The sequence below is a fragment of the Pseudooceanicola aestuarii genome (genome assembly GCF_010614805.1).
Lineage (GTDB): Bacteria > Pseudomonadota > Alphaproteobacteria > Rhodobacterales > Rhodobacteraceae > Pseudooceanicola > Pseudooceanicola aestuarii.
Window position 1 is genome coordinate 152691 of record NZ_JAAFZC010000002.1, and the last position, 11727, is coordinate 164417.

11 protein-coding genes are annotated in these 11727 nt (G+C 65.7%); 8 read left to right on the top strand and 3 right to left on the bottom strand.

Going from position 1 to position 11727, the window contains the following annotated elements; translation table 11 throughout:
* Positions 1–27: 27 nt before the first annotated feature.
* From G5A46_RS13785 to G5A46_RS13810, 6 genes are all read left to right on the top strand, one after another.
* On the top strand, positions 28–678 hold the full coding sequence (locus tag G5A46_RS13785) for a DsbA family oxidoreductase (protein ID WP_163850228.1): 651 nt from the start codon (positions 28–30) through the stop codon (positions 676–678).
* A gap of 148 nt (positions 679–826) precedes the next feature.
* The gene (locus G5A46_RS13790) at positions 827–2035 is read left to right on the top strand and encodes a multidrug effflux MFS transporter (RefSeq protein ID WP_163850230.1); all 1209 of its coding nucleotides are present in this window, start codon (positions 827–829) and stop codon (positions 2033–2035) included.
* Between the two features lie 106 nt (positions 2036–2141).
* Complete coding sequence (locus tag G5A46_RS13795; RefSeq protein ID WP_163850232.1) at positions 2142–3356, top strand: NADP-dependent isocitrate dehydrogenase; 1215 nt, start codon at positions 2142–2144, stop codon at positions 3354–3356.
* A 288-nt stretch (positions 3357–3644) separates the two neighbouring features.
* Positions 3645–4271 carry a YitT family protein gene (locus G5A46_RS13800; protein ID WP_163850235.1) on the top strand — a complete coding sequence of 209 codons (627 nt, stop codon included), beginning with the start codon at positions 3645–3647 and terminating at the stop codon, positions 4269–4271.
* 2 nt (positions 4272–4273) lie between these two features.
* Positions 4274–4897, top strand: coding sequence for a YitT family protein (locus tag G5A46_RS13805; protein ID WP_239520917.1), 624 nt, complete (start codon positions 4274–4276; stop codon positions 4895–4897).
* Positions 4898–4908: 11 nt separating this feature from the next.
* On the top strand, positions 4909–5241 hold the full coding sequence (locus tag G5A46_RS13810) for a DMT family transporter (RefSeq protein ID WP_163850237.1): 333 nt from the start codon (positions 4909–4911) through the stop codon (positions 5239–5241).
* A 146-nt stretch (positions 5242–5387) separates the two neighbouring features.
* Here G5A46_RS13810 and G5A46_RS13815 read toward each other — a convergent pair whose 3' ends face one another.
* Positions 5388–6317: an NAD(P)-dependent oxidoreductase gene (locus G5A46_RS13815; protein WP_275585272.1), complete on the bottom strand. Its 930-nt coding sequence runs from the start codon at positions 6315–6317 to the stop codon at positions 5388–5390.
* 41 nt (positions 6318–6358) lie between these two features.
* Here G5A46_RS13815 and G5A46_RS13820 point away from each other — a divergent pair, with 41 nt between their 5' ends.
* Both G5A46_RS13820 and G5A46_RS13825 read left to right on the top strand, forming a co-directional pair.
* A complete protein-coding gene (locus G5A46_RS13820) occupies positions 6359–8830 on the top strand; it encodes a penicillin acylase family protein (protein WP_163850241.1) in 2472 nt (823 codons plus the stop codon).
* A gap of 56 nt (positions 8831–8886) precedes the next feature.
* Positions 8887–9837 (top strand): aldo/keto reductase, encoded by a 951-nt coding sequence (locus G5A46_RS13825; protein WP_163850244.1) that lies wholly within the window; start codon positions 8887–8889, stop codon positions 9835–9837.
* 255 nt (positions 9838–10092) lie between these two features.
* Here the strand turns inward: G5A46_RS13825 and hflX are convergent, their stop codons facing one another.
* Both hflX and hfq read right to left on the bottom strand, forming a co-directional pair.
* A complete protein-coding gene (gene hflX / locus G5A46_RS13830; protein ID WP_163850246.1) occupies positions 10093–11367 on the bottom strand; it encodes a GTPase HflX in 1275 nt (424 codons plus the stop codon).
* Entirely contained in the window at positions 11364–11603 is a 240-nt protein-coding gene (gene hfq / locus G5A46_RS13835) for an RNA chaperone Hfq (RefSeq protein ID WP_163850248.1), read from the bottom strand. Before hfq ends, hflX begins: the two co-directional genes overlap by 4 nt.
* Positions 11604–11727: the final 124 nt, after the last annotated feature.

An 11727-nucleotide genomic window follows, 5' to 3' on the forward strand; every position in this document is an offset into this window, starting at 1 on the left:
CCGATCCCAGCGGAAAGAGACCTCTCCATGCCCGACGTGAACGTCAAACTCGATATCCTGTCCGATCCGATCTGCCCCTGGTGTTATATCGGCAAGACGATGCTGGACCGCGCGCTGGCGCAGCGGCCCGGCCATCCCTTTGTCATCGAATGGCATCCCTTTCAGCTGAACCCCGACATGCCGCCCGAAGGCATGGACCGGCGCGCCTATCTGGAAGGGAAGTTCGGTGACCAGGCCGGCGAGGTCTACGGCCGCATCGCCCGCCATGGCGAAGAGGCCGGCGTGCCGATGGACCTGGACGCGATCCCCCGCACGCCCAACACGCTGAACGCGCACCGCCTGATCCATTGGGCCGGGCTGGAGGAGAAACAGGGCGCCGTGGTCGATGCGCTGTTTCAGGCCAATTTCGTCGCCGGGCGCGATATCTCGGACCATGACGTGCTGGCCGACGTGGCCGATGGGGCAGGCATGGATGCCTCTGTCGTGCGGCGGCTGCTGGCCTCGGAGAACGACAGCCAGATGATCCGTGACCGCGATTCCCATTCGCGTCAGATGGGGGTGAATTCGGTACCGACCTTCATCGTGGCACAGAAACACGCGGTGCCCGGTTCCCAACCGCCGGAACTGTGGCTGAAGGTCATCGACGAGATCACCGAAGGGCTGGCCGAACAGGGCTGATCGCTCCCCGACCCAAGCACTCGCGCACCAGCGCTGCCCCCGGCTTATCAATCTTCGCACAATTGCGGAGGCGTCTGTGCGGCGCAGTGTTCTGGCCCTCCGCCGGCCAAGGTGGTAACGCCTGCGGGTTCACCCCGTCGGAGGTCACATGGGTTCTCGTGTTTCGCAGATCGAATTCGTCGCATTGATGGCGATGATGGTGGCCACTGTCGCCTTCTCCATCGATTCCATGCTGCCCGCCCTGCCCGAAATCGCCGAGGGGCTGACACCGCTGGATCCCAACAAGGCGCAGTTCATCATTGCGGGCTTCATCGTCGGCATGGGATCGGGCACATTGGTGACCGGCCCGCTGTCCGACACCTTCGGGCGCAAACCGGTGGTGGTGGCGTTTACCGGGCTCTACCTTGTTGGCGCGCTGGCGGCCTGGGCTGCGGGATCGCTGGAGCTTCTGGTGCTGGCGCGGTTCGTTCAGGGACTGGGGGCGGCGGGGCCGCGCGTGGTCTCGCAGGCGATCATCCGTGATCTCTATTCCGGGCGGCAGATGGCGCGGATCGTGTCCTTTGTCATGATCGTCTTCACCGTCTTTCCGGCCATGGCGCCCTTCATCGGGGCCTTTATCATCGACCTGGGTGGCTGGCGCTCCATCTTTATCGCCTTCCTGTTCTTCGGCACCATCTCGGTCCTGTGGTTCAGCATCCGCCTGCCCGAACCCCTGCCCGTCGACCGGCGGCGCCCGTTCCGCCCCGGAGAGCTGATCCTCGCGCTGCGCGAGATGATGGCCATCCCGATGGTGCGGCTGTCGATCCTGGTTCAGACGCTGATCTTTTCCATCCTGTTCTCCATGATCAGCCTGATCCAGCCGGTGTTCGACGTGACCTTCGACAAGGCGGAGCAATTTCCGGTGATCTTCTTTTCCATCGGGATGTTCTGCGCGACCTCTTCCATGGTGAATGCGGCGCTGGTGATGCGGTTGGGAATGCGGCTGCTGATCACCATCGCGCTGTCCTGCTACATGGTGTTCTGCGCCGTGATACTGATTCTGACGCTGATGGATATCCCGGCGGGGATCTATTTCTGGTGCTTCCTTGCCTGGCAGACGGCGACCTTTTATCAGATGGGCCTGACCATCGGGAACCTGAATGCCCTGGCGATGGAGCCGTTGGGCCATATCGCGGGGCTGGCCGCGTCGGTCATGGGCGCGATTTCCACCGTGGGCGCGGGGATCGTGGCGCTGCTGGTCGGGCAGACCTTCGACGGCACCACCCTGCCGCTGGTGCTGGCCGCGCTGGTCCTGTCGCTGCTGGCCCTGCCGCCACTACTGAAAATGCGGCAGCTGGACCGCAGCAAGACCCCCTGATCCGATCAGAAGCCGCGCCGGGCCGGTCTCCTCGCTTCCCCGATGGGGGGCGATGCGCTATGTCGCGCCCAAGGACGATTCAATCCTGACCCGAAAGGTGCGGACCATGACCAAGATCAAGGTGGATAACCCCATTGTGGAGATGGACGGGGATGAAATGACCCGGATCATCTGGCAATTCATCAAGGACAAGCTGATCCTGCCCTATCTGGATCTCGATCTTCTGTATTACGATCTGGGGATCGAGGAACGCGACCGCACCGAGGACCAGGTGACGATCGACGCGGCAGAAAAGACCAAGGAGATCGGCGTCGCCGTCAAATGCGCCACCATCACCCCCGACGAAGCGCGGGTGGAGGAATTCGGCCTGAAGAAGATGTGGCGGTCCCCCAACGGGACGATCCGCAACATTCTGGGCGGTGTCGTCTTTCGCCAGCCGATCATCTGCCGCAACGTGCCCCGCCTGGTGCCCGGCTGGACAAAGCCCATCGTGATCGGGCGCCATGCCTTTGGCGATCAGTACAAGGCGACGGACATGAAATTCCCCGGCCCCGGCAAGCTGACGATGAAATTCGTCGGCGAGGACGGGCAGGAGATCGAACACGAGGTCTTCGACGCGCCTTCCGCCGGGGTGTTCATGTCGATGTACAACCTCGATGCCTCCATCCTGGATTTCGCGCGCGCCTCGCTGAACTATGGGCTGGAACTGGGCTGGCCGGTCTACCTGTCCACCAAGAACACCATTCTCAAACAATATGATGGCCGGTTCCTGGAGCTGTTCCAGCAGGTTTACGAGGAAGAATTCGCCGAGAAATTCAAAGCCGCCGGCATCTGGTACGAACACCGCCTGATCGACGATATGGTCGCCTGCGCGATGAAGTGGAACGGCGGTTTTGTCTGGGCCTGCAAGAATTACGATGGCGATGTGCAATCGGATACGGTGGCGCAGGGCTTCGGCTCCCTCGGGCTGATGACCTCGCAACTGCGCACCCCCGACGGCAAGATCGTGGAGGCCGAGGCCGCCCACGGCACCGTCACCCGCCACTACCGCCAGCACCAGAAGGGGGAGGCGACATCGACCAATTCCATCGCCTCCATCTTCGCCTGGACCGGCGGGTTGAAACACCGCGCCACGCTGGACGGCAACACCGCCCTGACCAAATTCGCCGAAACCCTGGAAAAGGTCATCGTCGACACGGTCGAAAGCGGCCACATGACCAAGGACCTGGCCCTGCTGGTCGGCCCGGATCAGGGGTGGCTGACCACCATGGGGTTCCTTGAGAAGATCGAGGAGAACCTGAACGCCGCGCTCGCCGGCTGACCCCCGCGTGCCGCCCGCTGGCGCAGTCGCCGGGCGGCGCGTGCAGGACGCGCGGGACGGTGCGCTGTGCCAAGTCCCGGCCCAAGCCGGTGCCGCGCCCCGATCATCCGCTCAGGCCCCCGTCCTGGCAGCTATGCGGGCCGGCCCCCTATTCGCGTCTTTGCGCTTTGATCGTCTGGCCGGCATCGCATCCCGGTGCGCCCAAGCCACGGGCATTTTGCCCGCCTCTCTGATCCCGCCCGCCGCGTCACCCTTGCACCGCGCGCGCCCGCGTCCCATGGCTGCCCCATGCCCGCACCGATAGAAATCCCCACCGAATACCGCCAGGGCCACACCCCGTTGGAGGATGTGCAGGGCCTGGCCATTGGCTTGCTCACCGCCTCTGTCGGGCTGGTCTTCCTCACGTCTCTGGGGTTCCTGACCGGGCAGACGGCGGGGCTGGCGCTGATCATCTCCTACGCCACGGGCTGGGATTTCGGCCCGGTCTTCATCGCGGTGAACGTGCCCTTCTATGCCTTTGCCTGGCGGCGGCTGGGGGCGGAATTCACGCTGAAATCGGCCTTCTGCGTCGTCGCCCTGTCGCTGATGGTGGATTACCTGCCGCTGGGGTTGGCGTTCAAGACGCTGGACCCGGTGCTGGGAACAGTGATCTTCGGCGTGCTCACCGGGTTCGGTCTGCTGGGGGTCATCCGGCACAAGGGGTCGCTGGGCGGGCTGGGCGTGGTCGCCCTGATGATCCAGGACCGAACCGGGTTTCGCGCGGGCTATGTGCAGATCATCGTGGATGGGGTGCTGTTCGCGGTGGCCTTCGCGCTTTTCCCGACGCGTGTGGTGCTCTATTCCCTGTTCGGAGCGGTGATCCTGAACGGGGTCATCGCCTTCAACCACCGGCGCGACCGGTATATCGCGGATTGACCATGAGCAGCACCCCCCGGACCGACGATCCCGTCCATCGCCACGGCCCGCTGGCCGATGCCCAGGGCCTGGCCTTCGGCACGACGATGACCGCGCTCGGCATCACCATGCTGACCCATCTGGGACTGGCCACCGGTCAGACCGCCGGCCTGGCTGTGCTGCTGGCCTATGTGACCGGGCAAAGCTTCGGGCTGGTGTTCTTCGTGGTGAACCTGCCCTTCTACTGGTTCGGCTATCGCCGCATGGGCCTGCGCTTCACCCTCAAGACCTTTGCCGCCGTGGCGCTTCTGTCGGGGCTGTCGGCGGTGCTGCCGCAGCTGGTGCAGTTCGACCAGCTGCACCCGGTCGTGGGCGCGGTCCTGTTCGGCATGTGCGCGGGGGCCGGGCTGCTGGCGCTGTTCCGGCATGGCGCATCGCTGGGCGGGGTTGGCATCCTGGCGCTATACCTTCAGGATCGCCTCGGGTTCCGCGCGGGCTATACCCAGTTGATCTTCGACGCCTGCGTCTTCGTCTTCGCCGCCTTCGTGCTGCCCTGGGACCGTCTGGCGCTGTCGGTGCTGGGCGCCGTGGTGCTGAACCTTGTGATCACCATCAACCACCGCCGCGACTGGTACGTCGCCAGCTGAGGAAGCCGCCCATGCCCGCCTATCTGACCCTGGTCATCGCCGTCCTGGCCGAAACCATCGGCACCACCGCGTTGCAGGCCAGCCAGCAGTTCACCCGACCCCTGCCCTCGGTGCTGGTGGTGATCAGCTACGGGCTGGCCTTCTACTTCCTGTCGCTGACCCTGCGCGCCATGCCGGTGGGCGTGGTCTATGCGCTGTGGTCGGGTCTGGGCGTGGTGCTGATCGCGGTGATCGGCCGCGTCGCCTTTGGTCAGCGGCTGGATCTGCCGGCGATCCTGGGTCTGGCGATGATCGTCGCGGGAATCGCGGTGATCCAACTGTTTTCCAAGACAGCCACCCACTGATCCCCGCCACGCCTGACCCCATCCCCTGCACACCGGTGCGCGCCCGTCCGAAGCGGGGCGCGACGCGGGGCCCCCTTCGGGCGGGAAATACCGCCGCCGGAGGCTGGTCCGCCGCAGGCGGGCCAATTCCGACCCGCCTCGCCCGATCAGCCCAGGTCGCGCAACCGCTTGATCAGGCTGGAGGTGTCCCACCGCCCGCCGCCCATCTTCTGCACATCCTTGTAGAATTGATCGACCAGCGCGGTGACCGGCAGGCTGGCGCCGATCTCGTCGCCGGTAGACAGGCAGATCCCCAGGTCCTTGCGCATCCAGTCCACGGCGAATCCATGCTCGAACTCATCCGCCAGCATGGTCTTGTGCCGGTTTTCCATCTGCCAGGATCCCGCCGCCCCCTGGGAGATCACCTCGACCACCGCCGCGCCGTCCAACCCGGCCTGCTGGCTGAAATGCAGCGCCTCGCTCAGCCCCTGGACCAGGCCGGCGATGGCGATCTGGTTGCACATCTTCGTCATCTGGCCGGCGCCGCTGTCGCCCAGGCGGCGGCAGATGCGGGCATAGGCGGCGATCACCGGCTCGGCCTTGTCATACGCGTCCTGCGCGCCGCCGCACATCACCGACAGCACGCCGTTTTCGGCGCCCGCCTGCCCGCCCGAGATCGGGGCATCGACAAATCCCAGTCCTGCCGCGGCGGCCGCCTCGTGCAGCTCCTCCGTCACCCGCGCCGAAACGGTGGTGTGATCGACCAGCACCGCGCCCTCCGCCATCCCGGCAAAGGCGCCCTCCGCCCCGGTGCAGACGGCGCGCAGGTCGTCGTCATTGCCCACGCAGCTCATCACGAACTCCGCCCCTTCGGCCGCGGCGCGCGGCGTGGCGGCCATGGCGCCGCCATGCTGTTTCACCCAGGCCTCGGCCTTGGCTGCGGTGCGGTTGTAGACCGTGACCTGATGCCCGGCGGCGGCAAGATGCCCCGCCATCGGATAGCCCATTACGCCCAAACCCAGAAACGCGACTTTCGCCATGACAAAATCCCCTGTATTGCGGTTGCCACAGCTTTTCTGTCCGTCATGCTCCCGGATGGCAAGGCAAGACCACGGAAAGCCAGGAGAGTTTCGCCCGCATGAGAATGATGTTCCGCTGGCTCATCCGTCTGACAGGGGGGCTGATCGTGTTGGTGGTCCTCGCTGTCATCGGGGTCTATTTCCTCGCCTCCCGCTCCCTGCCGGACTACGACAAGGTACTGACGGTCAAGGGACTTTCCTCGCAGACCGAGATCGTGCGCGACAATGCCAACGTGCCGCATATCTTTGCCTCCACCGATGCGGATGTGTTCTTTGGCCTGGGCTATGCGCATGCGCAGGACCGGTTGTGGCAGATGATCACCATGCGCCGCACCGTGCAGGGCCGCCTGTCCGAGGTCTTCGGCCCCCGCACGGTCGAAGTTGACAAGATCATGCGGCGCTTTGGACTCTACAACCTGGCGCGCAGCTCGGTCGCGGCGCAGGACGCGCGTACCACCATGGCGCTGGAATCCTACACCGCCGGCGTCAATGCCCGGCTGGAGGAGGTCAACCGCGACGCCCTGGGCCGGGGCGCGCCCGAGATGTTCCTGTTCAACGCGCCGATTTCCCCATGGTCGCCAGCTGATTCCATCGCCATGGGCAAGTTGATGGCGGTGCAGCTGTCCGGCCATCTGGCGGCAGAGGTCCGGCGCGCCCGCACCTCCCTTGTCCTGCCGCAGGAGGAGATGATTGCCGACATCCTGCCCGACGTGCCCGGCCCCGGCCTGGCCGCCCTGCCCGATTACGCCAGCCTCGTCCCCGGCACCTCGGCGCGGCAGGTGGCGGCGGTGGCGGAACGCGCCCCCGATCCGTTCGAGCCGGTGCACCCGATGATCTTCGCGGGGGCCTCCAATGCCTTTGCAGCAGCGCCCAACCGCTCCGCCTCCGGTGGGACGCTGCTGGCCAATGATCCGCATCTGGGCTTTTCCGCGCCAACGATCTGGTACCTCGCCCGGATGGAGCTGTCCTCCGGCGGGGTGATCGGTGCCACGATACCCGGCATCCCGTCGATCCTGACCGGCCGGTCGCAGCGGCTGGGCTGGGGGCTGACGTCCTCCTACCTGGATGACCAGGACATCCTGATCGAGGAGCTGAACCCCGAGAACCCGCAGGAATATCGCACCCCCGATGGCTGGAAGCGGTTCGAAACCCGCAAGACCATCATCAACGTCAAGGATGCCGCGCCGATCACCCTGACCCTGCGCTGGACCGACAACGGCCCCGTGCTGCCGGGCAGCCGCTACAACCTGGGCCAGGTGACGCCGCCGGGCCATGTGGCGGCGCTGTCCTGGACCGCGCTCAGCGATCGTGACACCACGCTGGGCGCCGGGATCCGCCTGATGGGTGCCCAGACCGTCGAACAGGCGATCGAGGCGACGCGCGACCACGTCGCCCCGGCTCAGAACCTGACCCTGGCCGATGCTGACACCATCGCCATGAAGCTGATCGGCGCCATGCCCGCCCGCGACCCGGCCCATGACAGCCAGGGCCGCCTGCCCGCTCTTGGCTACAAGGCGCAGAACCGCTGGCAGGGCATTCTGCCGGTCTCGCGCAACCCTGAATTCCTGGCCCCGGCCGGGGGTATCCTTGGCAATACCAACAACAAGATCATCGACCGGCCCTTTCCCGATCACGTCTCCTTCGACTGGGGGGACACGCAGCGGGTCCATCGCTGGCAGCTGCTGATGCAATCGCGCCAGGTGCACACCCGCGACAGCTTCATCGAGGCGCAGTTGGACACCGTGTCCTTCACCGCGCGCTCCCTGTTGCCGCTGATCGGGCGTGACCTGTGGTTCACCGGAGAGGCCGCCGCCGAAGGCACGCCGGAGCGGCTGCGCCAGGACGCGCTGGCGCTGTTGGCAGACTGGAACGGCGAGATGAACGAACACCTGCCCGAGCCACTGATCTACAACGCCTGGTTGCAGGCCCTCCAACGGCGGCTGATCGCGGATGATCTGGGGCCGCTGGCGGCGGAATTCGATCATATCCAGCCGGTGTTCATCGAACGGGTCTTCCGCGACATCGACGGCGCGGCGGAATGGTGCGACATCCGCCGCTCCACCCCGGTGGAGACCTGTTCCGACGTGGCGCGCGTCGCGCTTGACGATGCGCTGGTTTGGATCAGTGAACGCTACGGCGGCAACCTGGAATCGCTGCGGTGGGGCGATGCGCACCAGGCCACCCATGATCACCAGACCCTGGGCGAGGTTCCGGTGCTGCGCTATTTCGTCAACATCCGCCAATCGACCTCCGGCGGGGACAACACCCTGAACCGGGGCGTGACCCGCGGCGCCGGCGCCAACCCGTTCGAGAACGTGCATGGCGCGGGGTATCGTGGGGTCTATGATTTCGCCGATCCCGATTCCTCGGTCTTCGTGACCTCCACCGGGCAATCGGGCCACCCGCTGTCGCGCCATTACGACGATCTGGGCGAACTCTGGCGGCGGGGCGAATATATCCCCATGTCCCTGGACATCGGTCTGGCGCGGGCGGCGGCTGTGGGGATCACCACGCTGCGCCCCAGACCCTGATCCGCCCGGCAACCGGCGCGCCGGCAGGCTGCCGCCCCCTGACAGAAAGGACCGACATGCAACCGCTTCCCCTTGGCCGTACCGGCCTGAACATTTCGCCCATCGTGTTCGGCGGCAATGTCTTTGGCTGGACTGTGGATGAAACCACCTCCCACCGGCTGCTGTCGCAGATGCTGGAGGCCGGGTTGACCACGATCGACACCGCCGATGCCTATTCCCGCTGGGTTGATGGCCATTCCGGCGGCGAAAGCGAAACCGTGATCGGCAATTGGCTGGCCGCCAACCCCGGCATGCGCGACAGGATCACCCTGATCACCAAGGTCGGGTCCGACATGGGCGCGGGCCGCACGCTGAAGGCCGCCTATATCGAACAGGCGGTCGAACGCTCCCTGTCGCGGCTCAAGACCGATTACATCGATTGCTACCTGGCCCATTGGCCCGACCCTGACACCGCCCATGCCGAAACGCTTGAGGCCTTCGACAGGCTGAAACAGGCGGGCAAGATCCGTGCCTATGGCTGCTCCAACTTCGACCGCCCGATGATGGAGGCTGCGACCTCCGCCGCGCAGAAGCTGAATGTGACGCCCTACCAGGTGCTTCAGCCGGAATACAACCTCTATGACCGCGGCACGTTCGAAGGGCCGCTGGCCGAATATTGCTCCGCCAACGAGATCGGGGTGATCACCTATTTCTCCCTCGCCTCCGGCTTCCTGACCGGCAAATACGGCAACGCCGCCGAGACGGAGAAGACCGCCCGCGCGCATCGGTTGGGCAAATATTTCGACGCGCGCGGGCAGCGCCTGTTGTCCACCCTGGCCGATATCGCGGCTGAAACCGGCCGACCGCAGGCAGAACTGGCGCTGGCCTGGCTGCGCGCGCGGCCAGGCGTGACGGCGCCGATCGCCTCCGCCACGTCTGCCAGGCAGCTCCACAGCCTGATCGCCGCGGCCACGCTCACCCTGTCCGACGACGCCCGGACCCGCCTGACCGAGGCCGGAGAAGCCTGAGGGGAAAAGACCCGCGGCCCCTGCGGCCCCTGCGGCCCCTGCGGGTCTCCCCAAATCCGCGTCGAAACGGCATCTACGCTGCGCCAAATCCATGGCCGACCCGCCGCGCCGTCGGCCTCGCATGTCCCGCCCGATCGGTCCGGGCGCCCGGCGGGGCCCCTTCGGGCGTCAAATACCGGCCGCGCAGCGATGGCGCCTCAGGCGCCATTCCCGATCGATCATCCAACCCGACGCTGGCGAGGGTCTGGCAGGGGATTACATCCCCTGGAACCGGGCTTTCTGCCGCGCGGTCCAGGCGACTGACAACACGAACCCCTCCTCGTCCTGGCGCTCTTCCTGGACGATCCCTTCGGCGAACAGCCACGCCCGCCGCTTTCCGTCGGAGAAACCAAGACGGATCTCTTCGGCGATGCGTTCGGAATCCAGCGTCCGGGTCACGGCCTCCAGCAGCGGCGGCAGCCCCTCGCCGGTGATCGCGGAAATCGCCATCACCTCCTCGGCCCGTTCGGCACGGGCGCGGGCGGCTTCCGCCTCCGTCTCGGGGAGCAGGTCGATCTTGTTCCAGACCTCCAGCACCGGCACCTCCTCCCGCACACCCAGACCGGAAAGGATGTCGGACACGTCGGCCTTCTGCTCCTCCGTCTCGGGATGGGCAATGTCGCGGACATGCAGGATCAGATCAGCTTCCAGAACCTCCTCCAGCGTGGCGCGGAAGGCCGCCACCAGCTGTGTCGGCAGGTTGGAGATAAAGCCCACGGTGTCGGACAGGATGATCTCCGCCCCGGTGTCCAGCTTTAGGCGACGCATGGTCGGGTCCAGAGTGGCGAACAGCATGTCCTTGGCCAACACGTCGGCGCCGGTCAGCCGGTTGAACAGCGTGGATTTCCCGGCGTTGGTATAGCCGACCAGCGCGACGATGGGGAACGGCACCTTGGCGCGGGCCTGGCGGTGCAGGTCACGGGTCCGCACCACGCGTTCCAGCTGACGGCGCAGGCGCACCAGCTGTTCGTCGATGGCACGGCGGTCCGCCTCGATCTGGGTTTCGCCGGGGCCGCCGACGAAGCCCAGCCCGCCGCGCTGGCGTTCAAGGTGGGTCCAGGCGCGGACAAGGCGGGTCCGTTGGTAGGACAGCGCCGCCATCTCCACCTGCAACACCCCCTCGCGGGTGCGCGCCCGGTCCGAGAAGATTTCAAGGATCAGCCCGGTCCGGTCCAGAAGCTTCACGCCCCAGGCCTTTTCCAGATTGCGTTGCTGGACGGGCGTCACCGGCCCGTCGATCAGCACCAGTTCGGTTTCGCGGGCCTTCAGCGCCGCGCCCAGTTCCTCCACCTTGCCGGACCCGAAAAGGGTCGCCGGCACCGGCTTGGCCAGACGCACGACCTGCGCATCCAGCACCTGCAACCCCGGAAGCGCATGGGCCAGTGCGACGGCCTCTTCCAGAGCGTATTCCGGGGCATGCCGTGCCTCTTCGCGCCGTAGGTCAGGATGGATCACATAGGCGCGCGTCGGCACCTCTTCATGTGGGATCAAGCGCCCTCTTCACCTTCGTAAAGGTTGATTGGTTGCGACGGCATGATGGTGGAAATCGCGTGTTTGTAGACCAGCTGCGCCTGACCGTCGCGGCGCAGCAGAACACAGAAATTGTCAAACCAGGTGATCACGCCCTGAAGCTTGACCCCGTTGATCAGGAAAATCGTTACGGGAACCTTGGTCTTGCGTACATGATTGAGAAACGCGTCCTGAAGGTTCTGTCTGTCGGAAGCCATTGTTGTCGGACCTTTTTTATTGCTATCGGCCCGTTCCGGGGCCGTCCGTTACCAACGTGAAGTATGAAACCCAGATGGCGGAACTTCCACCCCCGATCAAGTCTTTCCTGCGGATGGCGCGGCA

What these genes read in the sequence shown, in the direction of transcription:
- G5A46_RS13785 (WP_163850228.1), top strand. Translation starts at nt 28, where the DNA reads ATGCCCGACGTGAACGTCAAACTCGATATCCTGTCCGATCCGATCTGC.
- G5A46_RS13790 (WP_163850230.1), top strand. Translation starts at nt 827, where the DNA reads ATGGGTTCTCGTGTTTCGCAGATCGAATTCGTCGCATTGATGGCGATG.
- G5A46_RS13795 (WP_163850232.1), top strand. Translation starts at nt 2,142, where the DNA reads ATGACCAAGATCAAGGTGGATAACCCCATTGTGGAGATGGACGGGGAT.
- G5A46_RS13800 (WP_163850235.1), top strand. Translation starts at nt 3,645, where the DNA reads ATGCCCGCACCGATAGAAATCCCCACCGAATACCGCCAGGGCCACACC.
- G5A46_RS13805 (WP_239520917.1), top strand. Translation starts at nt 4,274, where the DNA reads ATGAGCAGCACCCCCCGGACCGACGATCCCGTCCATCGCCACGGCCCG.
- G5A46_RS13810 (WP_163850237.1), top strand. Translation starts at nt 4,909, where the DNA reads ATGCCCGCCTATCTGACCCTGGTCATCGCCGTCCTGGCCGAAACCATC.
- G5A46_RS13820 (WP_163850241.1), top strand. Translation starts at nt 6,359, where the DNA reads ATGAGAATGATGTTCCGCTGGCTCATCCGTCTGACAGGGGGGCTGATC.
- G5A46_RS13825 (WP_163850244.1), top strand. Translation starts at nt 8,887, where the DNA reads ATGCAACCGCTTCCCCTTGGCCGTACCGGCCTGAACATTTCGCCCATC.
- hfq (WP_163850248.1), bottom strand. Translation starts at nt 11,603, where the DNA reads ATGGCTTCCGACAGACAGAACCTTCAGGACGCGTTTCTCAATCATGTA.